General features: G+C 64.6%; 24 protein-coding genes and 1 pseudogene. 14 read left to right on the forward strand and 11 right to left on the reverse strand.

Translation table 11 applies throughout. From position 1 onward, the window contains the following. Positions 1-2: 2 nt before the first annotated feature. From ilvD to ACFSGJ_RS02605, 3 genes are all read right to left on the reverse strand, one after another. Positions 3-1,697, reverse strand: coding sequence for a dihydroxy-acid dehydratase (gene ilvD / locus ACFSGJ_RS02595; RefSeq protein WP_390259225.1), 1,695 nt, complete (start codon positions 1,695-1,697; stop codon positions 3-5). A gap of 20 nt (positions 1,698-1,717) precedes the next feature. Then, on the reverse strand, positions 1,718-3,349 hold the full coding sequence (locus ACFSGJ_RS02600; protein ID WP_390259227.1) for a GMC family oxidoreductase: 1,632 nt from the start codon (positions 3,347-3,349) through the stop codon (positions 1,718-1,720). Between the two features lie 240 nt (positions 3,350-3,589). After that, the gene (locus tag ACFSGJ_RS02605) at positions 3,590-4,480 is read right to left on the reverse strand and encodes a LysR family transcriptional regulator (protein WP_390259228.1); all 891 of its coding nucleotides are present in this window, start codon (positions 4,478-4,480) and stop codon (positions 3,590-3,592) included. 128 nt (positions 4,481-4,608) lie between these two features. On the opposite strand from ACFSGJ_RS02605, the gene ACFSGJ_RS02610 reads away from it, so the two are divergent. From ACFSGJ_RS02610 to ACFSGJ_RS02620, 3 genes are read left to right on the forward strand one after another with little or no spacing between them, the layout of a single operon-like run. After that, complete coding sequence (locus tag ACFSGJ_RS02610) at positions 4,609-5,655, forward strand: ABC transporter substrate-binding protein (RefSeq protein ID WP_390259229.1); 1,047 nt, start codon at positions 4,609-4,611, stop codon at positions 5,653-5,655. After that, the gene (locus tag ACFSGJ_RS02615; protein WP_390259230.1) at positions 5,655-6,428 is read left to right on the forward strand and encodes an ABC transporter ATP-binding protein; all 774 of its coding nucleotides are present in this window, start codon (positions 5,655-5,657) and stop codon (positions 6,426-6,428) included. The genes ACFSGJ_RS02610 and ACFSGJ_RS02615 overlap by 1 nt, the downstream gene beginning before the upstream one ends. Beyond that, a complete protein-coding gene (locus tag ACFSGJ_RS02620; RefSeq protein ID WP_390259232.1) occupies positions 6,421-7,263 on the forward strand; it encodes an ABC transporter permease in 843 nt (280 codons plus the stop codon). Before ACFSGJ_RS02615 ends, ACFSGJ_RS02620 begins: the two co-directional genes overlap by 8 nt. A 386-nt stretch (positions 7,264-7,649) precedes the next feature. Here ACFSGJ_RS02620 and ACFSGJ_RS02625 read toward each other — a convergent pair whose 3' ends face one another. From ACFSGJ_RS02625 to ACFSGJ_RS02635, 3 genes and pseudogenes are all read right to left on the reverse strand, one after another. Next, positions 7,650-8,015, reverse strand: coding sequence for a DUF1330 domain-containing protein (locus tag ACFSGJ_RS02625; protein WP_390259234.1), 366 nt, complete (start codon positions 8,013-8,015; stop codon positions 7,650-7,652). Between the two features lie 114 nt (positions 8,016-8,129). After that, complete coding sequence (locus ACFSGJ_RS02630) at positions 8,130-8,993, reverse strand: SDR family oxidoreductase (RefSeq protein WP_390259236.1); 864 nt, start codon at positions 8,991-8,993, stop codon at positions 8,130-8,132. 474 nt (positions 8,994-9,467) lie between these two features. Continuing rightward, positions 9,468-9,593: pseudogene (locus ACFSGJ_RS02635) on the reverse strand (ATPase); the annotation flags it as partial. 3 nt (positions 9,594-9,596) lie between these two features. Between ACFSGJ_RS02635 and ACFSGJ_RS02640 the strand changes: the two are divergent. After that, positions 9,597-9,851: a hypothetical protein gene (locus ACFSGJ_RS02640; RefSeq protein ID WP_390259237.1), complete on the forward strand. Its 255-nt coding sequence runs from the start codon at positions 9,597-9,599 to the stop codon at positions 9,849-9,851. Positions 9,852-10,036: 185 nt separating this feature from the next. On the opposite strand, the gene ACFSGJ_RS02645 is transcribed toward ACFSGJ_RS02640, so the two are convergent. Together ACFSGJ_RS02645 and ACFSGJ_RS02650 are read right to left on the reverse strand one after the other, a co-directional pair. Further along, positions 10,037-11,452: an ATP-binding protein gene (locus tag ACFSGJ_RS02645; RefSeq protein WP_390259239.1), complete on the reverse strand. Its 1,416-nt coding sequence runs from the start codon at positions 11,450-11,452 to the stop codon at positions 10,037-10,039. Continuing rightward, on the reverse strand, positions 11,449-12,174 hold the full coding sequence (locus ACFSGJ_RS02650) for a response regulator (RefSeq protein WP_390259241.1): 726 nt from the start codon (positions 12,172-12,174) through the stop codon (positions 11,449-11,451). Before ACFSGJ_RS02650 ends, ACFSGJ_RS02645 begins: the two co-directional genes overlap by 4 nt. A gap of 354 nt (positions 12,175-12,528) precedes the next feature. Between ACFSGJ_RS02650 and ACFSGJ_RS02655 the strand changes: the two genes are divergently transcribed. The 3 genes from ACFSGJ_RS02655 to ACFSGJ_RS02665 are packed head-to-tail and all read left to right on the forward strand — an operon-like array spanning position 12,529 to position 16,023. Then, entirely contained in the window at positions 12,529-12,993 is a 465-nt protein-coding gene (locus ACFSGJ_RS02655; RefSeq protein ID WP_390259242.1) for a (2Fe-2S)-binding protein, read from the forward strand. Positions 12,994-13,003: 10 nt separating this feature from the next. After that, entirely contained in the window at positions 13,004-15,328 is a 2,325-nt protein-coding gene (locus ACFSGJ_RS02660) for a xanthine dehydrogenase family protein molybdopterin-binding subunit (protein ID WP_390259244.1), read from the forward strand. 11 nt (positions 15,329-15,339) lie between these two features. Further along, positions 15,340-16,023 (forward strand): class I SAM-dependent methyltransferase, encoded by a 684-nt coding sequence (locus tag ACFSGJ_RS02665; protein ID WP_390259246.1) that lies wholly within the window; start codon positions 15,340-15,342, stop codon positions 16,021-16,023. Between the two features lie 141 nt (positions 16,024-16,164). Here the strand turns inward: ACFSGJ_RS02665 and ACFSGJ_RS02670 are convergent, their stop codons facing one another. After that, entirely contained in the window at positions 16,165-17,088 is a 924-nt protein-coding gene (locus tag ACFSGJ_RS02670; RefSeq protein WP_390259248.1) for an SDR family oxidoreductase, read from the reverse strand. 45 nt (positions 17,089-17,133) lie between these two features. Next, positions 17,134-17,745 (reverse strand): class I SAM-dependent methyltransferase, encoded by a 612-nt coding sequence (locus ACFSGJ_RS02675; protein ID WP_390259250.1) that lies wholly within the window; start codon positions 17,743-17,745, stop codon positions 17,134-17,136. A 312-nt stretch (positions 17,746-18,057) separates the two neighbouring features. Between ACFSGJ_RS02675 and ACFSGJ_RS02680 the strand changes: the two genes are divergently transcribed. Continuing rightward, positions 18,058-18,960, forward strand: coding sequence for an AraC family transcriptional regulator (locus tag ACFSGJ_RS02680; RefSeq protein WP_390259252.1), 903 nt, complete (start codon positions 18,058-18,060; stop codon positions 18,958-18,960). Here the strand turns inward: ACFSGJ_RS02680 and ACFSGJ_RS02685 are convergent, their stop codons facing one another. Further along, entirely contained in the window at positions 18,961-19,872 is a 912-nt protein-coding gene (locus tag ACFSGJ_RS02685; protein ID WP_390259254.1) for a LysR family transcriptional regulator, read from the reverse strand. It lies immediately after the preceding gene. A 249-nt stretch (positions 19,873-20,121) separates the two neighbouring features. Here ACFSGJ_RS02685 and ACFSGJ_RS02690 point away from each other — a divergent pair, with 249 nt between their 5' ends. The 6 genes from ACFSGJ_RS02690 to ACFSGJ_RS02715 all read left to right on the forward strand — a co-directional run bounded on the left by ACFSGJ_RS02690 (position 20,122) and on the right by ACFSGJ_RS02715 (position 26,154). Then, complete coding sequence (locus ACFSGJ_RS02690) at positions 20,122-20,532, forward strand: c-type cytochrome (protein WP_390259256.1); 411 nt, start codon at positions 20,122-20,124, stop codon at positions 20,530-20,532. A gap of 41 nt (positions 20,533-20,573) precedes the next feature. Then, complete coding sequence (locus ACFSGJ_RS02695; protein ID WP_390259258.1) at positions 20,574-21,026, forward strand: (2Fe-2S)-binding protein; 453 nt, start codon at positions 20,574-20,576, stop codon at positions 21,024-21,026. A gap of 4 nt (positions 21,027-21,030) precedes the next feature. After that, the gene (locus ACFSGJ_RS02700; protein WP_390259261.1) at positions 21,031-23,211 is read left to right on the forward strand and encodes a xanthine dehydrogenase family protein molybdopterin-binding subunit; all 2,181 of its coding nucleotides are present in this window, start codon (positions 21,031-21,033) and stop codon (positions 23,209-23,211) included. 806 nt (positions 23,212-24,017) lie between these two features. Next, positions 24,018-24,875 (forward strand): alpha/beta fold hydrolase, encoded by an 858-nt coding sequence (locus ACFSGJ_RS02705; protein WP_390259263.1) that lies wholly within the window; start codon positions 24,018-24,020, stop codon positions 24,873-24,875. A 299-nt stretch (positions 24,876-25,174) separates the two neighbouring features. Beyond that, positions 25,175-25,867, forward strand: coding sequence for a type 1 glutamine amidotransferase domain-containing protein (locus ACFSGJ_RS02710; RefSeq protein WP_390259265.1), 693 nt, complete (start codon positions 25,175-25,177; stop codon positions 25,865-25,867). Continuing rightward, positions 25,867-26,154: a DUF1330 domain-containing protein gene (locus ACFSGJ_RS02715; RefSeq protein ID WP_390259268.1), complete on the forward strand. Its 288-nt coding sequence runs from the start codon at positions 25,867-25,869 to the stop codon at positions 26,152-26,154. Before ACFSGJ_RS02710 ends, ACFSGJ_RS02715 begins: the two co-directional genes overlap by 1 nt. The last annotated feature ends 301 nt before the right edge of the window (positions 26,155-26,455 follow it).

Here is a 26,455-nt window from a genome sequence, read left to right on the forward strand (position 1 = left end):
AGTCATTCGCGGCCCGATATCGCCGGCCCGCCCGGCGACATCACGGCCCCTTCATGGACGGGACCCGCCGTGCGCTGGTAGACGTTGAGCCAGCCATTGGGGATGCGGGCGCCGAAGCTGCGTGGTGTCTGGCGGCGGCGCTCAAGCTCTGCCTCATCCACCAGCAGATCGACCCGGGCATTCGGCACGTCGATCAGGATCTCGTCGCCCTCATCGACCCATGCCAGCGGCCCGCCCGCTGCGGCCTCGGGGGTCGCCTCGCCCACCACGAGGCCCTTGTTCACCAGCCCCGAAAGCTGGCCCTCGGTGATCACGCCGACCTCATCGACAAGGCCCGCGTTATCAAGCGCAAAAACCACCGCCGAGGTCAGCGCAAGGCCCGGCCCGCCGATCACGCCGAGGCCGCGAAGGATGACGACGTGACCCGGCTGAACCTCTCCGGCGCGGATACCGGCAAGGGCCTCGTCGCGGGAGTGGTAGAGCTTGGCGCGGCCCCGGAAGGTCATCCGGCGGTCCCCCGCACCACCGATCCGAACGATGCCGCCGCCTGGCAGCAGGCTGCCCTTCACGATGTTCAGCGTGGGCCGGGTGGAGACGGGGTTGTCCAGCGGCCGGATCACCGAGCCGTCGGGCGCAGGTGCGACGTCAAGGTTCTCGCCCAGCGTTCTGCCCGTAACCGTCAGCGCGCCGGTATCGAGCCGTTCGCGAAGCTGCACCAGCACCCCTTGGGCGCCGCCCGCGTCCTCGAACTCTTCGGTCAGCGTCTCGCCGCTGGGGCGGACCCCGCAAAGCAGTGGAACCTGACGGCTGTATTCGGCGAAGATGTCGGTCAGGTTCACGTCAAGCCCCGCCTCGATTGCGATGGCCTGAAGGTGCTTTACGCAGTTGATCGAACCCGAGAGCGCGATCACCACCTGGGCCGCGTTGCGGATGGCGGCTTCGGTCAGGATGTGGCGGGGGTTGAGCCCCTCGTTTATCATCTGCACGATGCGTGTGCCGGAGCGACGTGCGTTTTCCAGCATCCGGGCACCTGCCGCCCGCACCGGCGCGCTGCCCGGCAGGCTCATCCCCAGCGCCTCGGACACGACATGCATGGAATTGGCCGTCCCCATCCCGGCGCAGACGCCCGAACTGCGGATCGCCACATCGGCCATGGCCGAAAGCTCCTCCACCGTCATGCCGCCTGCGGCCACGTTGGAGGATTTCAGGAACACGTCCTCGATATCGGTGTGCTTGCCCTTGTATTCGCCGCTGGCCTGATAGCCGCAAATGACGACGATCGCCGGCACGTTGCACCGCGCGGCCGCCATGAGCTGCCCCGGCACCGTCTTGTCGCACGAGGCAAGGCAGACCATCCCGTCCAGCATCGCGCCTTCCACCTGGCTTTCGATATCGGCCGCGATCAGGTCCCGCGCCGGCAGGATGTAGGCCCCCGCCTTTCCGGCGCTGGTCACGAAATCGGAAGGTGCGGTCGTGCGCACCTCGAACGGGATGCCGCCGGCGGCGCGGATCGCAGCCTTGACCTCTGCCGCCACACCGTCAAGGTGATTGAAGCACATCGCGAGTTCGGACGAGCTGTTGATGATCGCGATCTTGGGCTTCAGCATGTCTTCCTCGCTGAGGCCCATGGCGCGCCAATGCGCGCGCCGCCCGGCCCAGAGCGCCGTTCCCGGTGCAAGATTGCTGCGGTATTCCATGTCCCCTCCCTCTGTCGCGCCTATGCCGCGCCTGCCGCGACCTGCGGGGCGCGGGCAAGGCGCCCGTCGTCGCGGATCATCGCGGCGGCTTTCTCGGCGATCATGACGACCGGGGCCGCCGTGTTTCCCGATGTGATCGTCGGCATGATGGATGCATCGACCACACGAAGCCCGCTGACGCCCCGGACCCGCAGTCGATCATCGACCACCGCCATCGGGTCACCGCCCATCCTGCAAGTTCCGGCAGGATGGAACGTCGTGGTAAGAACGCGGCGCGCATAATCCATCATCTCATCGTCGCGGCGCACGCTGTCGGATGGCGCACGTTCCAGCGGCTCGTATCTCTGCATGGCGGGCTGCGCGAAGATGTGCCGCACGAGCTTCACGGCCTCTACCGCCAGGGCGCGGTCGCCTTCGGTTGCAAGGAAGTTGTTCAGGATCATGGGCTTTTCGCCCGGCTCTGCCGAGAAGGCGTGGCACCAGCCCCGGCTTTCCGGGCGCAGTATCCCCGATGCCGAAGTGATGCCGGGATAGCGCTCCAGCGGGCCGCCCACGCGATCATAGCTCGCCGCCGAGACATGAACCTGCAGATCGGGGGCCGGAAGGCCGGCGCGGGTCCGGGCAAAGAGGGTCAGCAGCGCCGGCTGCGCCGTCATAGGGCCGCTGCGCGTGAGGATGTATTGCGCTCCAAGGCCCAGCATCCCATGCCAGCTGCTGCCGCGATTGTTCAGGGTCCGGGTGTGCTTGAGGTGATGCTGGATGCGGATCTGCCAGTGATCCTGAAGATTTTCGCCCACACCCGGAAGCACATGCACCGGCGCCACCCCAAGCCGGGCAAGATGCGGCGCAGCGCCGATGCCCGAGCGTTCGAGGATCACCGGTGAGCCATAGGCGCCCGCGGTCACGATCACCTCGGCGCGGGCGCGTGCCTGACGCGTCACCCCGCCCAACCTGTAGGTCACTCCGGTTGCGCGTCTGCCCGCGAACGTGACGCGATCCACGAGCGCATCGGTTTCCACCTTCAGGTTGGGGCGGTGGCGCGCGGGGTGCAGAAAGGCACGCGCGGTCGACTGGCGGCGGCCGCTGGCGATGTTTGCCTCGAAATAGCTGACGCCCTCGTTGTCGCCGCAGTTGTAGGACCGGTTCTCGCGATGGCCCGCCTGCACCGCCGCCTCGATGAAGGAGTCCAGTGCGGGCCACCGGACGCCCGGGTCGCTGACTTTCCACTCGCCATCCGCGCCCCGGCAGTCATCGCCGCCCTGATAGTGGCATTCCGATTTGCGAAACCAAGGCAGAACGTCATCCCACCCCCAGCCCCGGTTGCCCGCGGCCTCCCACAAGGCAAAGTCATGCGCATGGCCCCGGACGTAGACCATGCCGTTGATCGCAGAGGAGCCGCCGAGCATCCGGCCCCGGGGAAGGGCGATGCGCCGGTCGTTCAGCTGCGGCTCGGGCAGGCTCTGGTAGTTCCAGTCGTATTTCTCGCGGCCCAGCAGGAACTTCATGCCAAGCGGGACCTCTACCCAGAAGTTGCGGCCCGAACCGCCCGCCTCAAGCAGAAGGACGCGCAGACGGGGGTCTGCGCTCAGGCGGTTTGCGAGCACGCAGCCCGCGGTGCCGCCCCCGGCGATGATATAGTCATACTCGTCCATCGACCCCTCAGCCGCGAAGGCTGCCCGTCAGCTAGCCGCTTAGCGAAGGGGTAACGAGCGCGAAAACTGAAAACCAGTTCATAATTTTCTTTATTCATGCATCTATTGCATTAATAGGTTCCGCCGTGCCCGGGACGATCCTGGGGGTGCTGGCGCAAGAAGGCCCCGTCATCTCCTCAGGTCTGCGGATCGCGCCCGAATGACGCGCGCTGTCGGTCCGCCCCCGACCATGCGTCGCCGTCAGCGGAGCCCGGTATCCGTCAGCTCTTTCATCCGGTTCGCGATGAGCTCCATCATGACCTTGGCCTGCCGGCTTGGCGGCATGTCGGGCCGGGTCACGATGCCGATGGTGCGCGTGACCTGGGGGCTGCTGATCGGCAGGGTGCAAAGCCCCATCCGCTCGATCTGCGGACGCATGAGCGCGGGTATGACCGATACGCCCATGCCGCGGCGGACGAAGGACAGCGCAGTCGAGATATTTTCGACGCGGTAATGCCAGTTCGCGGCGTCCCGCATGTCGCGCAGCGCGTCACCCGCGACGCTGTTCCCGATGAGGAGTGTGCCGCGCAGCTCTTCCCAGGTTGTGCCATCCTTGGAAGCAAGGGGGTGATCCGGGGTGCAGACCGCAACGAAAGCCTCTTCGACAAGCGAGAGGAAGTCGAGTTCGAAATGGGTGCTGCGTCGGACGATCAGCCCGAACTCCGCCTGCCCGGTATTCACCTGCGTCGCGATGACGTGGGCATACCCGTCCAGGATACGGACGCGGACATCCGGCAGCTTTTGGCTGAAGTCGTGCAAGAGGTCGGGCAGGAGGCTGCCGGCCACGCTGGGAACGCAGCCCATCGTCAATTCGCGTTTCCGCAGGTCGCCCAACTGGCGCAGATCGGTCAGAACGCTTTCGAGTTCCCCCAGCGCCCGGCGGGCACGGGGCAGCAGGGCAAGCCCTTCCTGTGTGAGCGCCAGCCGCCGGGTGGTCCGGGCAAAGAGCGCGACGCCCAGTTCATTCTCCAGCTTCGTCATGCGGTGGCTGAGCGCCGTCTGCGACAGGTGCAGCCGCTCGGCCGCCGCCAGAAAACTGCCGGTATCGGCAATCGCGATAAAGGCCTGAAGACCAAGGGCGTCGATGCGCACGCGAAACTCATTCATGCAAGAAATGAATAGATACCACACTTTCTACAATTTGACATTGGTTGGCAAGCGTGCCGAACTGGCAGATGCACCGGCTATGGGAGAGAGGTAGCCGGTGAAGGGAGGGAAAAATGGTGTTTTCGTTTGGCCGTCCGGCTGGCCGGCTCGGACTTGCAGCGGTGATTGCCGCCATGGTGCTGCCTCATGTGGCAAGCGCTGACGACAAGGTCAGGTTGGGGGTGCTGCGGCTCGGATCGCAGGCTCCGTTCTTCGTCGGGCTGGAAGAGGGACGGTTCGCCGAGGCCGGCATCGACGCCGAGCTGGTCTTTTTCGACGCCGCGGTACCTGCGACAATTGCAATCGCGTCAGGTGATGTGGATGTGGCGGTCATCGGCTTCACGCAGGCGTTTTTCAATCTTGCCGCCGAGAATCAGATCGTCGCGGTGTCGGGTCATAGCCGGGAGATCGCCGGCTTTCAAAATACCGGCTTTTTCGTATCGCGAGCCGCCTATGACCGGGGCCTCGATTCCATCGACAAGATGCAGGGGGCAAGTATCGGGCTCACGACCATCGGATCAACCAATCACTATGCGGTCGAACGCATCGCCGAGAAACACGGAATCGACCTGGCGCAGAGTCGTCTTGTCCCCGCCCAGGGTCTCGGGAACCTCGCCGCGATGGTGCAGGGGGGACAGGTGGATATCGCGGCGGGCGCCGCGACCGGCTTCATGCCCCTCGTCGAATCCGGGGCAGCCCACGTCCTTGCCTGGGCAGGCGACGAAGTTCCCTTTCAGCTTGCCGGACTTGGCGTCTCTCCTCGCATGATCGCGGAACGCCGTGATGTGCTGGAGCGTGTGATCGACGTCTATGAAGACGGCGCACGGGAATACCAGGAGGTGCTTCTCGACCAGGCCGAGGACGGAAGCTTTCGCAATCCCGAGCGCGCGCAGGAAATGATCGCCATCGTGGCCCGATACACAGGAATGCCCGAAGATGCCGTTTCATCCGCCCTGTCCTACATCGACCCGCGCATCGACGTGCAAAGCGTTATCGACATCGTGGAATGGAACAAGGCGCAGGGCATGATCGATCAGTCCGTCGCTCCGGCAAGGTTCCTCGATCTGAGCTTTGTCGAGGGTCATGACAATGTTCCTGCTGGCTTTGCCGGCGCAGACTGATGCAGATCACGCTCAACAGCATCACCCACCGGTTCGGCGAGATGACGGCCCTCGACGACATCACGATCGAGGGCCGGGACGGAGAGATCTTGGCCATCATCGGCCCTTCCGGATGCGGAAAATCCACGCTTCTCGGCATTGCCGGCGGGCTTCTGGCGCCGACCTCGGGCGAAGTCCTTCTGTCCGGCAGCCCGCCGGCGGATACGCTGAACGAGATTACCTTTGTATTTCAGGACTTCGCATTGCTGCCCTGGCAGACCGTCCGCAAGAACGTGTCCTTCGTGCTGGAGCATCACGGGCTTTCCCGCGACGCACTCCGTGCCCGGGTGGACGATGCCCTTGCCCGCACCGGGCTGAGCGATTTCGCTGACGCATTGCCCAGACAGTTGTCGGGCGGGATGCGCCAGCGCGCCGGGATCGCCCGCGCGCTCGCGGTGCGCCCGGCGATCTTCCTGATGGATGAGCCTCTGTCGGCGCTCGATGCCCAGACACGCGAACTCTTGCAGGAAGATATTCTTGATCTTTGGCAACGGGACCGCCCCACGATCCTCTACGTCACGCACAATCTGCAGGAAGCGTTGCAGCTTGCCTCTCGTGTCTGCGTCCTGTCCCGCAGGCCGGGGCGGGTGAAGGAAATCGTCGAGATCGGCATCCCGCAATCCGAGCGCCGCGCCCCCGAGGCGCAGGTGGAGCTTGCCCGGCTGGGCGAAAAGCTCTGGGGGCTGATCCGCGAAGAGGCCATCGTTGCCGACAGGGAGATCGCCGATGCGTGAACAGAGAACCTCTGCCCAAGGGGCAATTCCCGTTGGTGGCCCAGTGTCGGGCACCGCCCGCAAGATGCGCTTCCGCGGCGGAGGCTTCGTGCAGCAGCGGCGCCCCGTGATGGCATTGCTCGTCATTCTCGGGATCATCCTGGTCTGGCAGGGCGTCAGCTCAGCGGGATTGATCAATCGTATATTCCTGCCCTCGCCCGCACGGGTCATGACCGCCCTTTGGGGGCTCATCGTATCGGGCGAGCTCTGGCGGCACCTGTCCGCGTCGCTTGGGCGGATCGTTTACGGCTGGCTCCTGGGAACTGCTGCAGGCATCACGCTGGGCCTTCTGATCGGCCTGTTCAGCGGGGCCCGCGCTGTCGGCGTTCCGCTTGTCGCGGCGATTTACCCAGTACCAAAGATCGCGCTTCTGCCGCTCTTGATCCTCTGGCTCGGGATCGGCGAACTTTCAAAAGTCGTCACGATCGCGGCGAGCGTCTTTTTCCCGACAGCCATTGCGACCTTCAGCGGTGTAGACTCCGTCCCTCGCAACCTCATCCGCATGGCACAGAGCTTCAACGTCCCGCTTCGCGCCATCATCTGGAAGGTGCTTCTGCCCGGGGCCCTGCCGGGCATCCTGTCGGGTTTCCGCATTTCGGTTGCCGCAGCACTCCTCGTGCTCGTAGCCGCCGAGATGATCGGAGCGCAGTTTGGTCTCGGCGCCTTCCTGATCGCGACCGGAAACATGATGCAGACCGACCGCCTGATGGCCGGGGTTGTCGTGCTCTCCGCACTCGGCCTCGCGATGGGCGCCATTATCTCCTTTCTGGAAAGAAAGCTGCTTACGTGGCGCTGAGTCGGCATGCGTGTCGACCATGTTTCCGGATCTCAACCGGATGGTAAGGCCCAGCCATTCGCCTTTGATTCACATCTCTGCGGATGCGCCCCCGAGCCCGGCGGGTTTTCCCGCCGGGTTCGAGGGGAAGACCCGGTTGTCAGAACGGGATCTCGTCGTCGCGGTCGACCAACTCGGGCGGACCGCCTGAAAACAAGGACGGTTTAGTTGACTCGGCGGCTGAGGCGGCAGCGGCCGCCATGCGGCGAAGAACCGAGAGCTGCCGATCGCCGCGCTCGGCAGCCAAGGCAACAACCCTGGCGGGAGGGCCTGATTACAACCTGTCCCGCCGGGGGACCCCGCCCCCTGCTTTCTTCCGGTGCCGTCCGGGGGCTGTTGTCCCAGCGTCAGCCCTGCGCCCGCGTCGGCTGAAGAACGGCCTCGGCAAGCGAAGCCTCTCTCAGCGGGCCGGCCTGTTCGCGGTAATCGTTGTCCGCCACCATGTCCGCGAAGGCGCGGCGGCTGGGGTAGCGCACCAGCGCCACAGCATCCCATGCCTGGCCGCTTTCGGCGGACAGGGCGGGCAGGCCGTCCCCGACATAGACGATTTCCGCACCGTACCGGGCAACAAGCGGACCGGCGACTTCAAGATATGCGGCATAGCGTTCGCGCCCCCCGTCCGGCCGGAACCGAAGCAGGTTCAGCATGACGATCGGCAGGCCGTCATCCTCGGCCATGAAACGCGTGAATTCATCGTCGATAAGGGTCAGCATTTTTGTCTTTCCTTTGATAAGGCGGCCGTGACTGATACTTGCGGAACAGATCATCGGCGTTTGACGGGAAGGCCAGACCAAAGCCGTGGCGACGGCAGGTCCGGCCGATGCGCCTCAGTTCAGACCACCATTGGCGTAAACGGTCTCTCCATTGACCCAAGCGCCGCTGTCCGAACAAAGCACGGCGATCACATTCGCAATATCCTCGGGCTGTCCAAGTCGGCGCAGCGGCGTTGCCTCGGCCACGCCTTCCAGCAGCTCTTCGCCGTGCTGCCACAGCAGTTCGGTGTCCACGGCGCCCGGCGCGACGGCATTGACCCGGATGTCTCTTCCGGCAACCTCCTTGGCCAGCACACGTGCATAGATCTGCAGATCCGCCTTGGTGCCGGCATAGGCGGCACCGCCAGGAGGCGTCTGCCGGACGATGCCCGATGACAGGGTGATGATCCGGCCACCGTCACGCACATGGCGCGCCGCCTCGCGAAGGGTGTTGAACCCACCCTTCACATTGGTCGCGATCATGCGATCGAATGCGGCGTCGGTCATCTCTGCAAAGGGACCGGCATTGAAGATGCCCGCATTGCTGACGATGACATCGACGCCGCCGAACGCTTCATTGTTGGCCGCAAACAGGGCGCGTACCGCCTCCGGGTCGGCCACGTCGGCCTGCCGCCAGATCGCCCGTCCGCCCTCGGCCTCGATCTCGGCCACGACCTGCGCGGCCAGGTCGGTGTTGACCAGGCAGTTGACGGTGACGGCGTAACCATCCCGAGCCAGACGTTTGGCTGTGGCCGCCCCGATGCCGCGGGATGATCCGGTAACGATAGCAGCCCGGCCGGTCCCCGGCCGGGGCGCGGGATTGGTCTCGGCCGTCTGTGGAAGCGCCGCGCCGCCGAAAGCGAGAGTTGCCGGGCCTGCTGCGGCAAGCGCCAGAAAGGTGCGGCGGGCGGCGTCCGGGGTCTTGATCGTGTCAGTCATGGTGCAGCCTTTTTCAGTGAGAGGAGCCTGCGAGATTGCGGGCACCCCTGCCGCACATCGAACATGCGGGCGAGCGTGCCGACGCGGGACGCGGGCATCCTCTGGGGAGGGTTCAGGTTTCAGGGCGAAGCAGAGGCCGGCAGCCGGGCCGAAGTCCCGACCTTGGGACGCCACCGGGCGGCCCGACGCAGGTTCCCGCTTCGAGCTTCAAACTAGTCGCTGCCGCCCTCGATCAGAATGCTCAAAGCTCGATTAAATTTGCCTATTCCTGCAATCAAGAACCTGCCGGCTCAGTGCCGCGCAGGATCATCGCATCCCACCCAGTCATGCCAGCCCGGCCACATCCTCCAGTTCCGACTGCTCGGCTCTGTCCCGGGCACGGATCGCCATTCCGCTCTGAACGTCGGGATCGAGCGCGCGAGCCGGGCCACATCAAGTGCCGCGGGCAGTTCGCCCTCGGCCACAGCGTTGGCACGCCTGCTTCTCGCTGATCTCGGCGCTCAGCAGGTCGCCCACGATCTTTTGCGGCTCGTACTGCCGCTTCACGGCAGTGGCAATGATCTCATCATAGGCCGCCTTCATCCCGTAGAGCTTGAGCATTCGATGCGTTACACGCCCGGCGACGAGAACATCCGCAGTTCGTTGAAGAGAGAAGCCGCTACCGGCGAGAGCGGCTATGCGAGCGGTTTGAGCGGGCCAGAGTTGATGGCGACTTCCCGGCGTCTTGCGACGCACATGGTCTGGACTTCACTGAAGGCCACGACGGACGGTGTTCTTGTTGCGGCCAGCAGCGGCGCGGACCGGCACGAGTTGGACCGAATGGCAGCGGCTTTCCTGGCAATGTGGCCGGGCCGCTAGGCCATAACACTCGTGGCAGATTTGCGTATTCCCGTCGTCGTCTACATGAACAGGGCTCAGGATGTTGCGATGACCTGCTGAACCCGTCCACTATATGAGCTACGCGCGCCGGCCTGCAGCGGATCTGCCGCCAACCGACTGATTTGTCAGAATAGCGGATATCGTCTCGAGGCCGGGCATCCGGGTCAGCGCCCCGCAGGAAGGACGACTGCGGCTTGCAGCCCGGGTTCGCGGGGTGACAGGATGATGTCGCCGCCGTGCTGGCGGGCGATTGCGCGGGCGATCGACAGACCGAGGCCGATGCCTCCTGTCTCGCGCGACCGCGATCCCTCCAACCGAAAGAAGGGCGAGAAGACCTCTTCGAAACTGTCGATCGGGATGCCCGGCCCCTCGTCTTCCACCAAGATCCTCACGCCTGCATTGTCGTTGACGAGGCGCACATCGGCGCCGCCGGCATAACGGACCGCGTTTTCGATCAGATTGCGGATCATCCGCCGCAGACCTTCGGGGCGACAGCGGTAATCAAGCCTCTTCCCGGGCACGAACCGGACCGGGTGACCGAGTTCAGCAAGGTCGTCGCAGACGCTCTCAACCAGAGCTGTCAGGTCGATGGTGCGGGTGGGTTCCGCACTCGTTTCCTGACTGACAAGCGACAGTGTCGATTCTGTCATCGCCTGCATCTCGTCGATGGTCGCCAGCATGCGTTCCTGTAATTCGGGGCCCTCGACCAGTTCCGCGCGCAGGCGCAAGGTCGTCAGGGGCGTCCGCAGGTCGTGGCCGATGGCGGCCAGCATGCGGGTCCGGTCCCCCACGAAGCGGTGAAGGCGCTCCTGCATGCTGTTGAAGGCAATCGTGGTCCGCCTGATGTCCTCGGGCCCGCGCAGTTCCAGCGGCGGCACCGCCTCGCCGCGCCCCAGCCTCTCGGCAGCGTAGGTCAACTGCCGCAGGGGGCTCGCGATGCGCCGCACGGTGAGAACGCCGACGCCCGCAACAAGGATGGCCGTAAGGGTCAGCGACAACGGCAGGTGCGTGCGCCAGATCGAGGGGGAAATATCCTTGTAGTAAGCCGCGTTGAGCACCTGTCCGTCGTCGAAAGGCACGATCACGCCGGAGCCATTCTCCCGCGCAAAATCAAGAGAGCGGGCGAGGACAGGCAGTTCCGCCTGATCCGCCGCGGAAAGGGTCCAGACAGCGCCATCCAGAAAATACCGGGGGTCGGAGCCGGTCGGAATACGCTGCAGGGCCACTACGCCCTGCTCGCCCAGGATCGCATGAAGCGGGGTCGCAAACTGGTCGAATGCCTGCGTCACCCAGTCATCGAGGCCGGCTGGCCGGCCGTCGGAGATCCAGAAGCGCGAGGTCTCCGTACTGCTGATGCGGATCAGGTCGTTGCGCAACTCGGGCGGTACGGTCTGGACCAGCCGTGCCACCGCTGCAGCCCGGCTGGCGATCTCGGCGCGCGCCGCTTCGCGCAGATCGACGCGCAGGTGGTCCCAGAGGATCATGAAGCCGATGGCTTGCGACGCAAAGAGCGCGAGCAGCATGGAGGACAGAAGCTGCACGGTCAGACTTTTGTGCCAGTAACCAATCAGGCGTTTCATTCCGCAAAGACCTCCGGCATGAAACTGTAGCCGCCCCCGCGGTGGGTCTGGATGATCGAGGGGACCTTCGGGTCGCGTTCCACCTTGCGACGCAGCCGACTGACCTGATTGTCGATGGACCGGTCGAAGGGATCAGCTTCACGGCCAGCGGTCAGGTCGAGTAGCTGATCTCGGCTGAGCACAGTACCGGGATGCTCGACAAAGACCTTCAGCAGCCGGAATTCGGCGCTCGACAGGGGTATCCCGACACCGTCGTCGCTTTGCAACTCGCGTCGTGACAGGCTGAGCACCCAGCGGTCGAACCGCACGGACCCGGCGCGCCGCATGGCGCGCTGCGGCGGCAGGCTGTTGACCCTGCGCAGAACGGCCTTGATGCGCGCCAGCAACTCGCGAGAGGAGAACGGTTTGACGATGTAGTCGTCGGCCCCGAGCTCCAGCCCGATGACGCGATCGGTCTCGTCGCTCCGGGCGGTCAGGAAGATGATGGGGATGTCGGGGCCGGAACGGGACCGCAATTCCCGGCAAAGAGTCAGACCATCCTCGCCTGGCATCATGATGTCGAGGACGACAAGGTCCGGCGCCCCGCGTTCGACGAGGCGGCGCAGGGCAGTTCCGTTCTCGGCCGTGCTGACCCGATAGCCCTGCTGCTGCAGGTACTTCCCGATCAGATCACGGATTTCCCGGTGATCGTCGACGACGGCAATATGGGGCACCTGCGGCATGGCGGGTCTCGATGGCTTTATGGACACCCCCCTTATAGCGCCGTCCCGGGGCCGCGACTTGCAGAAAACTGTATCCGTTTGTAACCGACCCCGCGCCTTTGCGGGGTCTCTGCCCTGCGGCGGATACAAAGCGATACAATCAGCGACACTGCTGGCACAGCCCCGCGACGGGCCGGGGCTAACGTGAGTTCCGAGGCAGCGAGCTCCGTCGCGGCCGCCCGATCACATCGCGGCGCCGGGACGGCTTACCGCCCCTGAGGGCACCGGCCATCCCGCCAACCGCCTTCGCCCCATCACCGGAATCTCCGGCGGCTTCCTCGCGCCGCCGGGATCACCCCCTTGTCTGGAGCCGTCATGGTCACTTTCACCGTCAACAACACGCAAGCCGATCTGGACGTGGATGACAACAAGCCACTCTTGTGGGTTCTCCGCGAGGATCTGGGCCTGCTCGGGCCGAAATACGGCTGTGGCGTCGCGCAATGCGGTGCCTGTCGCGTCCTCGTCAACGGCGAGTCCGTCCCGTCTTGCGTGACCTTCATCGGCGATCTGGAAGGCGCCGAGGTGGTGACGATCGAAGGACTGCCCGGTGCCGATGGAAAGCTGAGCGCGGTGCAGCAGGCCTGGCTTGACGAGCAGGTGCCGCAATGCGGTTTCTGCCAACCCGGTTTCATCATGGCAGCCTCGGCCTTGCTTGGGTCAAACCCCAACCCGACCGATGCCGAGATCGATGAGGCAATCACCAATATCTGCCGCTGCGGCACCTATCCGCGGATCCGCCGCGCCATCCACCGCGCCGCCGCAGTCATGTCCGAAACCTGAGGATACCGTCATGCCCCGCTTTCTGACCCGCCGTGGATTTCTTGTCACCGGCGCCGCGCTCGGCGGTACCGCCCTCGTCGCCGGTGTCGCCGGTGTCGCCGGAACCGGCTATCTGGCGACCGTCGATGTCGACGGCCTGCACGGGCACCTCGACGGCGAAAGCGCTGTCCTCAATGCCTTCGTCGTCATCCGCGAGGACGGTCACATCGTCATCATGGTGCCCAAGACCGAGATGGGCCAGGGCATCCATACCGGCCTTGCCATGATCGTCGCCGAAGAGCTTCGGGTTCCCCTTGACGACCGGCTGACGGTGGAACATCCGACCGAGGCGCATCCTGCCTATGCGAACTGGGCGAACGTGCTTCAGATCCGCCCGGAAGAAGCGAGCGGTCCGGTTCCCTGGGTCGCCCGCCGTCTGCTGGGACAGCTCGGATTCATCACGACCGGCGCATCCAGTTCGATGATGAACCTGTGGCATCCCATGCGCGTTGCCGGTGCTGCGGCGCGCGAGATGCTGCTGGCCGCCGGTGCGGCCCAACTGGGCGTTCCGGTCGGCGAACTGGTCGCTATCGACGGCCAGATCCGCCATGCGTCCAGCAACCGGGCGCTGAGCTTCGGCGAGCTTGCCCGCGCGGCGGCGGTTCTTGATCCTCCGTCCGCGCCGCGGCTGACCCCGCCATCCGAATGGCGGCTGATCGGCCGGTCCCAGCCGCGGCTGGACCTGCCGGCCAAGATCCGGGGCGAGCCGGTTTTCGGCATGGATGTCACCCTTCCGGACATGGTCCATGCCAGCGTCCGTCACGCTCCGGCCTTCGGCGCCGGTGTCGCAAGGGTTCGCAACGAACGCGAGATCCGCGACGAGCCCGGCGTGCTGGACGTGGTCGTCATAAGCGAACGTCAGGTGGCAGTCGTCGCGCAGTCCTGGTGGCAGGCGGAACAGGCCGCCTTTCTGCTGGATGTCGAGTGGACGCAGGCCGGGGCCGAGGCCATCGACAGCGCCGCCCTGTCCGGCCGGCTGCTGGCGGCGCTCGATAGCGAAAACCCGTTCGACGATGTTGACGAGGGCGACGTGGACGGCGCGATGTCCTCTGGCGGTCCCGTGATCGAATCCCGATACAGGGTGCCCTTCGTCACCCATGCCTGCATGGAGCCGATGAACGCGACCGTCCTCGTGCGCGAGGACGGAACGGCCGAGGGCTGGGTGCCGGCGCAGACGCCGATGGCCATCACGCGGGGCGTGGCGCGCGGGGCCGGCTGGGCCGGCGTGACCACGACCGAAGTCACGCCGCATGTCACGATGAACGGCGGGGCCTTCGGACGCCGCAGCGATCAGGACGTGGTCAATCAGGCCGCCTTTCTGGCCGCGCGGATGCCGGGACGCCCGGTCAAGGTGATCTGGTCGCGCGAGGAGGATATTTCGCGCGGGCTCTACCGCACCCACGCAGCGGCCAATCTGCGCGCGGCCTTGGGCGAGGACGGTCTTCCGGTTGCCTACGATGCCATCGTTGCAGCGCAATCGGTCATCGACGCGGTCGCGGGCCGGAACCTGCCCATCAGCCCGGGGCCCGACGGCGACAGGATCACGATCGAGGGCCTCGACAAGAGCTACTACGCGTTTGCCAACCGGCGGACGCGCAGCGTGCATGTGCCCAGTCACGTCCCGACCCACATCTGGCGCTCGAACGGCTATTTCTACAACAACTTCTTCTCGGAGAGCTTCATGGACGAATGCGCGGACGCCGCAGGCATCGACCCGCTGGAGTATCGCCGGCGGCTGTTACATGCCTCTCCGCGTCACCTGAGGGTGCTGGACCGTGTTGCCGAAATGGCGGGATGGGGCATGCCGTTGGCGCCCGGCCGCGGACGCGGCATCTCGATCGACGAATGCTATCGCAGCGTCGTCGCACAGGTCGCCGAGGTAACGGTGGCCGCGGACGGAAAAGTGCGCGTCGACCGCGTCTTCTGCGCAATCGACTGCGGCATCGTCGTCAACCCTGATACGGTGGTGGCCCAGATGGAGGGCGGGATCGTCTTCGGCGTGACCACTGCCCTGATGAGCGAGATCACCTTTGACCGGGGCGCCGCGGTCGAGTCGAACTTCCACGATTTCCCCCTCCAGCGCCTCGCGGATGCACCGGCCATCGACGTGGCCATCGTGCAAAGCGGCGAGCCGCCCTGCGGCGTGGGCGAGCCCGGCGTGGTTCCGACCGCCGCCGCCGTCGCCAATGCGATCTTTGCCGCCACCGGTCGGCGCCTGAGGACGCTGCCGCTGGCGGTCACGGAAACCATCGGCGAGCGCCGGACCAGATCCGTCCTGCGGACCGAAGACGCCTGAAAGGAACAGCAATGACCCACACCTGCTCGACATCCACGGCCGAGGTAAGCGACGGACCGGACTACCGTCTGTTTCTCCGCACTTGGGCCGCCCAGCCCTTGCGCGTCGCGGCGATCGCGCCGTCGGGTGCTGCTCTGGCCCGACTCATCACGCGCGAAATCGACCCGCAGGACGCACCGGTGCTGGAACTGGGGCCCGGAACCGGGGTGTTCACGCGCGCGCTCATCGAGCGCGGGCTTGACCCGGCTGACCTGACTCTGGTGGAATTCGGCGCGGAGTTTGCCGCACTCCTGCGCGCGCGGTTCCCCGAGGCGCGCGTCCTTCATGCCGATGCCGCGCGGATCATGCCGGGCGCCCTCTTCCCTGACGCAACGGCGGGGGCCGCAATCAGCGGACTCGGGCTGCTTTCGATGCGGCCGCGGACGGTGTTTGCGATTCTTTCCAATGCCTTCGCCTGCCTGCGTCCGGGCGCCAATTTATACCAGTTCACTTACGGCCCGCGCTGTCCCGTGCCGCGCCCGATCCTCGACCGGCTCGGGCTGAAGGCCATCCGGATCGGAGGAACCTTCCGGAACCTGCCGCCGGCCTCGGTCTACCGTATAAGCCGGCGGGCGCCCCGGCGGGCAGTTCCTCTCACGCCCGGCCACAGCATCCTCACAGATGGGCTTTCCGATGACCAAGGGGCCCGGCCTTGAAGACCGAGAGGCCGCAGCGCGTCAGTCGGATGCTGCCTGAGCAGAAGATGCGGCCGCTGTCCCAAGCGGGCCGCGCGCGAAACAGCATCCGACAGGCAGGTTTTATTGCAATGCGTGGAAAAAGTCAGGATCGCGATGGCTTCACGCGAACTCGTTGAACGACAGGCCCGCCAACCTCTCCGCTTCGCTCCAAAGACGCGCCGCTACATCTTTCTCCTTCGCTCTGGCGACGATTTTCGCGGGCGCCGGGTGCCCCCTTGTCTCTGCAAGCCGGTCGGGACCGTAATAGCCACCGGGCTGCGCGTCCGGGGATGTGGCCGCATAGAGGCTGGGCAAGGCGCCTTGGGCAACAGGTTGGAACAGAAATGGCAGGCAAGTTCGAATGAGCCTGCTGACCTCCCAGCGACCTGCGGAGTTCGGGATAAGATCGCTGCGTGAAACACCAGGATGCGCGGCGATGCTGTCGATCCCCCAGCCTGCCGCATCGCTGCGCCGCTGCAGTTCGAAAGCGAACATGATGCAGGCGAGTTTGGACTGGCTGTAGTTCACCATCGGCTTGTAGGCGCGTTCGGCGTTGAGGTTCTCGAAGTCAATGGTACCGCTATTTGCCGCGATGCTTCCCAGCGATACGACGCGCGGCCGCGTTCCTTTCCGCAACAAGGGAAGAAGATGCCCGGTCAAGGCAAAATGCCCGAGGAAGTTGGTGCCGAACTGCAACTCGAATCCATCCGACGTGAGGCGTTTTGTCGGAGGTGCCATGACGCCGGCATTGTTGATGAGAACGTCGAGGCTCTCCCGGGTGGCGCTCAGCCGTTCGCCGAAGGCCGCAATGGATCTCAGGTCTGCAAGATCGAGTTGCTCGAACGCGACCTGCGCCGAAGGCACTATGGTCCGCAGGCGTTTAATCGCTTCCGCGCCGCTGGCCGGATTCCTGCCGGCCACGATGACTTCCGCGCCGGCATTGGCAAGCGCCAGGGCGGTCTCGAAGCCGATCCCGCCCGTGCCGGTGACGATCATCGAGCGGCCGGAAAGGTCGGAGATATCTTTCGTCGTCCATTTGGTCATTCGTTTAGTATCCATACTAAGAAGTGAGACATTGGGATCAGCGATCTATGCGGCTGATTTGATGGACATTGCGCGGGGCAGGTTCGACAGAGTGTCACCGATGCGCTCCGCCACCAGACCAAGCCGGTCGAGGATCGGCCGTGGAACCGGGCGTCGCGGACCAAAGGTGAACTGATGGAAAGCTGCGTCTGGCCGCAGATGACCGAAGGTCCCCTTCAGGATCGACATCACCAGATGAAGCGACATCGACAGCAGACCCAGACCGCTGACGGCCGCACCGGCCCAGCGGCCACCGAAGAGTTGTTGTCCCCGCAGCGGTGCCGCGCTCATCTGCAAGACCCACGCCTGCGAAAACCGCGCCCTGAGCAACGAGGCGAACTTGGCGTGCAACTCGATCAGGGTCAGAGCCACCGGATCGAGGCCGCGCTCGATCAGGGCTCTGGTGAACACGCCTGTTCCCGGCCCGAGTTCGGGCACAGGGGAATGGTGCATCTCGACTTGCGAGGTAATGAGACCCGCCAGCGCCCGGCTTGACCGGGCGACCGCCGCCACCCGCAGCGGTGCCGCCCGCCAGGAGCGCAGAAAGCGTTCGAAATCGGACGGCCCGGCGCGCTTGTCGATTGCCTGCTCGGAGGGGGGATGAAGACAATTGCGCATTCAGACCGTCTCGTCTTCGCGGGATGCCCGGAGCAGCGGCATGTCATCGGCTTCCATGCGCTGCCGGTTCAAAGCCAGCGCGGACACGCCCCGCGTTTGAGCGGTGGGGCCTGCCGTCGACCTGCTCTCGGAATCCGGGGGCGGCGCGTTCATCAAGATTTCTCCGGCTTGATCGTTCTTGCCCAAGATGGGCCCGCGGGACTTGCCCTGCTTGCCTGATCTGGGGGAAAACTTGCCTGAACCTCTAATCCTCTGGTCAACGCCGGAAGGTTCACACATACTCTGTTCAAGAAAAGTCCCCGGAGTTCCGTCGTGAAAACCGATCTTGCCGAAGCTTTCGCCAGCTACGTTTCCGCGCATGGCGGACCCGACGCGCTGTCTCGCACGCCGGTTGAAAACCTGTTCCTGATGTGCAGCACGAAGGAGCGGCTGCCGTTTCGAAAGATGTACAAGCCCTCGATCTGCATCGTCGCGCAGGGGGCCAAGCGGATAGAGGTTGCGCAGACCGTCCTGGATTACCCGGCGGGAACTGCCCTTGCGATCAGCGTTGAGCTCCCGGGGTATGGGGGCGTGACGCAGGCCAGCCCGGAGAAGCCTTTCCTCGGCATGACGATTGAGTTCGACATGGACCTGATAAAGTCCGTGCTCGATACGCTCGGACGGCCCCCGTCGGTCGAGGTAAACGGTTCAGGCCTTTTCGTCGAGCACCTGAACGACGCTCAACAGGACTGCGTCGCGCGACTGATCAGGCTCTTCGCAACGCCGGAGGCCGTGCCCGTGCTCTACCCCTCGATCATGCGGGAGTTCTACTATTGGCTTCTTGTCGGGCCAAACGGCGGCGAGGTTGCCAAGATGGTCCGCGCCGAAAGCCATACCCAGCGGATTGCCGACGCGATCTTTCATCTGCGGCGGGACTTCAGGCGGACGGTCCGGATCGAGGAACTGGCCGACGTCGCATGCATGAGCCCGTCCTCGTTCCATCACCATTTCAAGACCCTGACCTCGATGACACCGCTGCAGTACCAGAAGCAACTTCGCCTCATCGAGGCCCGGCGGCTGATGGTGATGGAAGCGGCGAATGTCACCAAGGCGGCTTTCGATGTGGGCTATGAAAGCCCCTCACAGTTCAGCCGGGAATATAGCCGTCTTTTCGGCTGTCCGCCCAAACAGGATGCCATGACGCTGCGTCCCCTCAGCGCCCAATTGGGCCTCTGACTACATCTTGTCGGGGCTCTGCCGGACAGCCTGCGTGAAGAAATCAATGAAGGCCCGAAGAGCCGGCGGCATATGCCTTCGGCTCGGGTAATAGAGGTGCCAGGCCGGAAGTCTGGGGGCAAAGGCGGTCAGCACCCTGACAAGGTGCCCTTGCGCCAGGTCATCCTGCGCATAAGGCAGCGCAACGCGCGCCAGACCAATGCCGGCAACAGCCGCTGACACGGCGTGGCGGGCGTTGTTCACGGTCAGGCGCCCCTGGGGGATCATCGCTATATCCTCACCCTCCCGGTGAAACCGCCACGGAAAAATTGTCCCACTGGGAAACCGGTGGCGGATGCAATCGAATCTCGTCAGATCCTCGGGGGTTTCTGGCCGCCCTGCCCGATCCAGAAACGCCGGAGAGGCGACGACCGCGTAGTCCTGTTCCGGCCCAAGAGGCAGAGCGATCATGTCCTGCGCCATCTCGAGGCCCAGCCTGATTCCGACATCATAGCCCTCTGCAACGATATCCACATTGCGCGCGTCCTCGATGATTTCCACCGAGATCCCGGGATGGGTTTCGAGAAATCCTGGAAGGTGGGGGGCGATGAGCCAGTCAAGCGCCGGCGCTGGTGCATTTACGCGAACCCGGCCTGACGGAGTTCCCCCCATCGAGCGAACCTCATCGAGACAGGTCCTGATATCAGCCAGCGCAGGCGTCAGTCGGCTGACGAGCAGGTGACCCGCCTCCGTCGGCACGACGCTTCGGGTGGTCCGGTTGAACAGGCGGACCTGAAGCTCTTCCTCCAGCGCGCGAACGCTCTGACTAAGCGCCGAACCCGTCATGCCACGCTCTTGTGCGGCGGCCCGAAAGCTTCCGTGGCGGGCAACGGAAAGGAAGGATTCGAGATCACTCTGGCGCACGTTGCCCATTGATTAGCATTCCTACGCAGTCCCGGTAGAAAAGACCATCTAAACTTTCAAATCAAGAATGGCCATCCTTGTCGGCAGAGCGGCGAGCGGCGATGGGCGGCCCATCAAGGATCATAGCTTCAGGCAAATTTCTTGCAGCTTCAGGCGTGCGGCACCGTCCGGAGATGCGCAAATATCCCGGACAGATCCCCGCCCGCACGGCGACCGGAACTGCGTCCGGCCACGGCATGTCAATGAGAGGATCCTGCGATGCGCACCACTTTCCAACGTCCCGCCATGGTCGGACATCCCTCGAAGTCAGGCGGCCTCCTCATCCTTCTGACCGTCCTGGCGTCGCCAGCCGCTCAGGCGCAGGACGCGGAAGGCGAGCGGCTGTTCCGGCAACGCTGCGCGACCTGCCACAGTATCGAGGACGGAGGTCGCGGAAGCGGCCCGTCGCTGGCCGGTGTCTTCGGGCGAGAGGCCGGGAGCCTCGACGGCGCGCGGTATTCCCCCGCGATGCAGGCGGCCGGTCTGGTCTGGGACGAAGAGACGCTGGACGCCTTCCTTCAAAATCCCCGCGACACCGTTCCCGGCACTACAATGGCCGTCCGCATCTCGGACCCGGCGCAGCGAGCGGCAATCATCTCGTTCCTTCAGAATGCCGGCGGCGGCGGCTGATCGCAGAACCACCAGAGCAACATGCAAGACAAGGAGCCAACATGGTCACTCTCAACGTGAACGGCCGAACGGTCGAAGTGGACTCCAGCCCCGACACCCCGCTGCTATGGGCGCTGAGAGACGATCTCAAGCTCAAGGGAACGCGCTACGGCTGCGGTGCCGGGATGTGCGGCGCCTGCACGGTCCATATCGACGGACAGGCGACCTTCTCTTGCCAGATGACCGTTGGCGATGCTGAAGGCAGCGAGATCACCACGATCGAAGGGCTGTCGGCCGACGGCACGCATGTGGTCCAACAGGCGTGGATCGCCGAGCAGGTGCCGCAATGCGGCTATTGCCAGTCGGGCCAGATCATGCGGGCGGCCGCGCTGCTGGCGCACAATCCTCAGCCGAACCGGCAGGAGATCGTCGACGAGATGTCGGCCAACCTTTGCCGCTGCGGCACCTATCCCCGCATCATCCGCGCCATCGAACGCGCTGCTCAGGAAGGATGATCCCATGACCGTTCGTACCCCAAACGCAACGCGCCGCGGCTTCCTGATGGGCTCCGGCGCCCTCTCTTTCGCCCTGCTGACCACGGGCGGGGTGGCGGTGCTTCCCTCTGCTGCCGGGGCGCAACCGCTTCTGGATGGCAAGGTGAACGCATGGGTGACGATCACGCCCGACAACCGCGTGACGATCAAGTTCGGCTCTGCCGAGATGGGCCAGGGCGTCAGCACCTCGCTGCCGATGATCGTCGCCGAAGAACTGGATGCCGATTGGTCCAGGGTCACCTCCGAGCAGGTCAGTACCGATCCCGAGGGCGTCTACGGCAACCCCATGGCCGGTGGCATCCTCTTCGCGGCGGGCAGCTCGTCGATAGAGGGATATTTCACCTATCTGAGGCAAGCCGGGGCGCAGGCACGCCAGATCCTGATCCAGATCGCGGCCGCGCATTGGGGCGTTACCGCCGAGGAGGTCACGACGCGGCGCGGCATGCTTCACCACGACCCAAGCGGATCCTCAATGACCTATGGCGAGGTTGCCGCCCTGCCGGACCCGGCCTGGCCCAGCGGCGAGATGACTGATGCCGTACTGAAACCGCGCGCGGACTGGACCATCATCGGCACGGATGTCGGGCGACTGGACATTCCGGCCAAGACGACCGGAGCGACCGAATACTCCATCGACGTGGACCTACCGGGCATGGTCCATGCCGCCCTGCTCCTGCCCCCGGTCGAGGGCGAGACACCCACGTTGAACTCGGACGCGGCGGCACGCGCGATGGACGGCGTGGTGGATGTGATCGTGCTCGACCATGCCGTGGCCGTCCTTGCGCGCAGTTTCCCCGCAGCCCTCGCCGGGTGTGACGCGCTGGACGTCAGCTGGACCGAAACCTCGCCGTTCCGCAACGCCAACAGCGCCGATGAGCTGATCGCCCTGGCCGAGGCCGCAGACGACATGTCGGCCGACGCCGTGGTCTGGGAAAGCCGCGGAGACGATAAGGTGGATTTCACCGGCGCCGACGTGGTCACCGGCAGCTACACCACCGAACATGTCTATCACGCGCAGATGGAGCCGCTGAACGCCGTCGCCTCGGTCGATGCCGATGGCATGGGCGCCGAAATCTGGCTTGGCACGCAAAGCCAGACCGCCTCGATCATGATCGCGGCCGCCGTTCTGGGCACCACGCCAGACCGCATCCGCTTCCACGCCACGCAGATGGGCGGTGCCTTCGGGCGGCGGACGGTCTTTGCCCGGGAGCAGATGCGTGATGCGCTGCTGCTGTCTCGCGCCTCGGGAAGGCCAGTCAAGGTGGTCTGGACCCGCGAAGACGACGTCAAGAACGGCTGGCTCCGCCCGGCGACAGTGCATCGCCTGGACGCCGTGCTCGATGCCGAGGGCTATCCCACGGCGCTGCGTCACCGGGTCGCCTCACCCTCGATCTTCCAGTTCGCCATGCCCGATCGCTGGAACCCCGAGACGCGCCGCGACCTTCTGGTGATGGAGGGCGCCGAGAGCTCCGACTACGCCTTCGGCACCTTTCAGGCAGAACATGTGCTGGTGCCGCGACAGTCGCGGCTTTCGGCCTGGCGCGGCATTGGCTGGGCTCCCAACTGCTTTGCCCGCGAGTGCTTTCTGGATGAGCTTGCAGAGCGCGCCGGTTCAGACCCTGTAAGCTACCGGCGCAGACTGCTCGCCGCCTCGCCCAGGGCACTGGCGGTCCTCGACGCGGCCGTGGAAATGTCCGACTTCGGCAACGCGCCCGAAGGGCGCGCGCTCGGCCTCGCCTTCGCGGGCTACAAGAAGACGCTTGCCACAGGTGTCGCCGAGGTCTCCTACGAAGACGGCCGGTTGCGCGTTCATCGCTTCTGGGCCGCCATCGATCCCGGAATCGTCATTCATCCACAGGCCTATCGCGCCCAGGTCGAGGGCGGGATACTGTTCGGTCTGTCGAGTGTCCTCCGCGAGCGCTCGACATTCTCCGGAGGGCAGATCGATCAGAGCAACTTCTACGACTACGAACCGATCCGGATTTCGGAGATCCCCGAAATGGAGGTGCAGTTTGTCGACTCGGGCGAGCCGCCGAGCGGCGGCGGTGAAATCGGTGTGCCGATGACTGCACCCGCCATAGCGAACGCGGTGCGCAAGCTGACGGGCGCCGCCCAGAGACATCTGCCATTCCTGGCCCGCGCATGAGCATTGCAGATGATGCGAGTGGCTGGGCGAGCCCGGGCCCGCCGGGCCAGCTCAGCCAAAACCGTCAGTCTTCGCAGCATGGCAACCGAGTTCTGCCTCTGCTCGAAGAACAGATGGCGGCATACCCCATGGCAGATCAAGCCGCAGTAATGCAGTAATACTGCATCAGATTTCAACACGTCGTTGACCCAGTCGAACGCCCGCCAATGCGGGTTCGGGCAAGTTTGCCCCCCGACAAACGCGCATCTCGAACACGCGACGGCCGTTGGCCGTTACCAGCACCGATCTGCCCCAACCGGGTTGCAAGCAGCCGGGGCTCCTTTTCGTAGGCGCGAAGCAGGGCAAGTCGCGCATAGTCGCCCGGCTTACGCCGAGCTCCCAGATTGCGTCACGGATCCCGCTCTCCAAGCTGCCGGACCCGGATAGATAGACCTGAACCAGGGGCCGCAAGACGGATGCCCGGCGCTCCTCCGTCGGTATACCATTGATTTCATTGTATTCTCCATCTCAGAATTAAAGACTACGCGACAGACGGTGATGAGGTCGCCGCCCTCGATCGAAAACGCCTGCATTTCGACAGGCGCCTGGCCCCGTCGGAAAATGGCTTAGGCACAGGGGCGCTTCGATCCGCCGTGGAGCCGGAAAGACACAAGATCGGCACCATAGCAGCAGGGCATGCGCCGCACCTGAGAACGATTTAGCGCAGTAGTTGATCAGCCACGACAGGAACACCGTCACCATTCGCTGACCCTGCTGGGTAAGTCGCGACTCGGAGTTCCTTGCCGAGTTTTTGATGGAGAAGCAACATGGCTGTGAACTACAAGACGTGCCAGGTCGGAGAGGTCAGTCTTTTTTACAGGGAGGCGGGACGAAATGATGCGCCCGCTATCCTGCTCCTCCACGGATTTCCATCTTCGAGCCACATGTTTCGCGACCTCATCCCGAAGCTGGCTGGCAGCTACCGCGTGATCGCCCCGGATCTGCCGGGTTTCGGACAGACGGTGGCGCCGGAGCGTGGTGTCTTTCCCTACACGTTCGATGCACTCGCAGAAGTTATCGGCGGTTTCGTTGACGCTCTCGGGCTGCGCCGGTTCGCCATCTACGTTTTCGATTATGGCGCTCCCGTTGGCTACCGGCTGGCAATGGCACGTCCCGATCGCATTGCGGCCATCATTAGCCAGAACGGAAATGCGTATCTCGAGGGGTTCAGCGACGAGTGGGGGCCATGGGAAGCTTATTGGCGCGAGCCGACCAAGGAAAACCGCGAGGCTTGCCGCGAGTCGCTTTCCGCGGCGGTAATCGAGAATTGGCAGTACCGTACAGGGACCAATCCGGAACGACTGTCCCCGGACGGCTATCTGCTCGACATCGCGTTGATGTCTCGTCCCGGCGCCGAGGAAATCCAGTTGGATCTGATCCTCGACTATCGCAGCAATCTGGATCGCTACCCGGAGTTCCAGGCGTATTTCCAGCAGCATCAGCCTCCGTTGCTCGCGGTCTGGGGGCGTCACGATCCTGCCTTCATCCCTGCAGGTGCCGAAGCTTACAAGCGTGACCTTCCGGACGCGGAGGTACATCTGCTTGATACGGGTCATTTCGCACTTGAAACCCATGCTGAGGAGATCGCCGGTTTCATCCGGACCTTTCTGGGCCGCCATCTTTAGGCTCAGGGCTTCCGTGACGGGCCGCGCCAGCCAGAGGCAGTATTGAGGATGCAAGGTCTGCCGCCTTCGCCTCAGAGCTCCCCGGATGCATGCCTCGGTCCTTGGTCAGCGCGGCGGCCGCCACGGACGGCTCCGAGGACGACGCTGAGGCACTCCGACGGTTCGCCATGCGCTGGTTCATCCGGCGCGCGGCGGCTTCCGGGCAAAAGTATTTTAGTCAAAGTTTTTTACTCCAAGGTACTCCGCAAACAACCGACAGAGGGGCCGAGCGCCCACACACACTGGAAAGGAATAAAGCCATGAAAGTACTCATCGTTCTGACCTCGCACGACACTCTGGGCGACACCGGGCGCAAGACCGGCTTCTGGCTCGAGGAACTGGCAGCTCCCTATTTCGCCTTCCGGGACGCGGGCGCCGAAATTACGCTGGCGTCGCCCAAGGGCGGCCAGCCGCCGCTGGACCCGGTCAGCAACTCGCCCGACTTTCAGACGGACGATACCCGCCGCTTCGAGGCCGATGCCGAAGCCACAGCTGCGCTTGCCAGCACCGTGAAACTGTCCGAGGTGAATGCGGACGACTACGATACGGTATTCTATCCGGGTGGCCATGGCCCGCTCTGGGACCTGACGGTGGATGCCAACTCGATCGCGTTGATCCAAGCCTTCAACGCGGCGGAAAAACCGCTCGGGCTGGTCTGCCACGCCCCCGGTGTGCTGCGTGACGTGAAGGGTGCGGACGGTGCGCCGATCGTGAAAGGCCGCAAAGTCACGGGCTTTACCAACTCGGAGGAAGAAGGCGTGGGCCTGACCAAGGTCGTTCCCTACCTCGTCGAGGATACCCTCAAGGAAAGGGGTGCCGAGTTTGTGAAGGGTGATGACTGGGGTTCCTTCGTTGTGCAGGATGGTCTGCTGATCACCGGCCAGAACCCCGCCTCCTCGGCCGAGGCCGCGCGGCGGGTGATTGCTGCGCTCGAGGCACGGAGCGCTGCGTGATGCCCGCCTATGTGGTCATGATCCGCGAAGAGACCAGCGACCCTGACGAGATGGCGCGCTACCGTGAAGCGGCACCACGGGCGCGGGAGGGACATGACGTCTCTCCCGTCGCCTTCTACGGGGCTCAGGACGTGCTTGAGGGTCCGGATTTCGAAGGGGCAGCGATCCTGGCCTTTCCGGACATGAACGCGGCCCGCGCCTGGTATCACAGCCCGGCCTATCAGAGAGCGCGCCGACACCGGCAGGCCGGCAGCGAGACACGGGTTTTCATAATCGACGGTGTCTGAGCAGCCGGTCGATATCCTCCGGGCGGTGTGCCGCCCGGGGCGCTGATTTCGCGATCACCCCCAATCTGCAGCCTGCGTCCAGCGGGACACCCGATCCTTCGATCCTGCAGGTCGCGCTTGAGGCGGGTGCTCCTCAAGGCAGTTCCTTGCGGAGTGTTTCACAAGCTTATGAACCTGGTACCCGCCGGATACCGAAGGGCAACAAGGCTTTTGCCATTGCACTTCGCGAAGTGCGGGTAAGATCGGGTCACGGCGAACGGCTCGTTCGCCAGAACTGGTTGCTGGTGTCAAGCACACGATT

It is taken from the genome of Halodurantibacterium flavum, assembly GCF_042681825.1.
Classification (GTDB): Bacteria; Pseudomonadota; Alphaproteobacteria; order Rhodobacterales; family Rhodobacteraceae; genus Halodurantibacterium; species Halodurantibacterium flavum.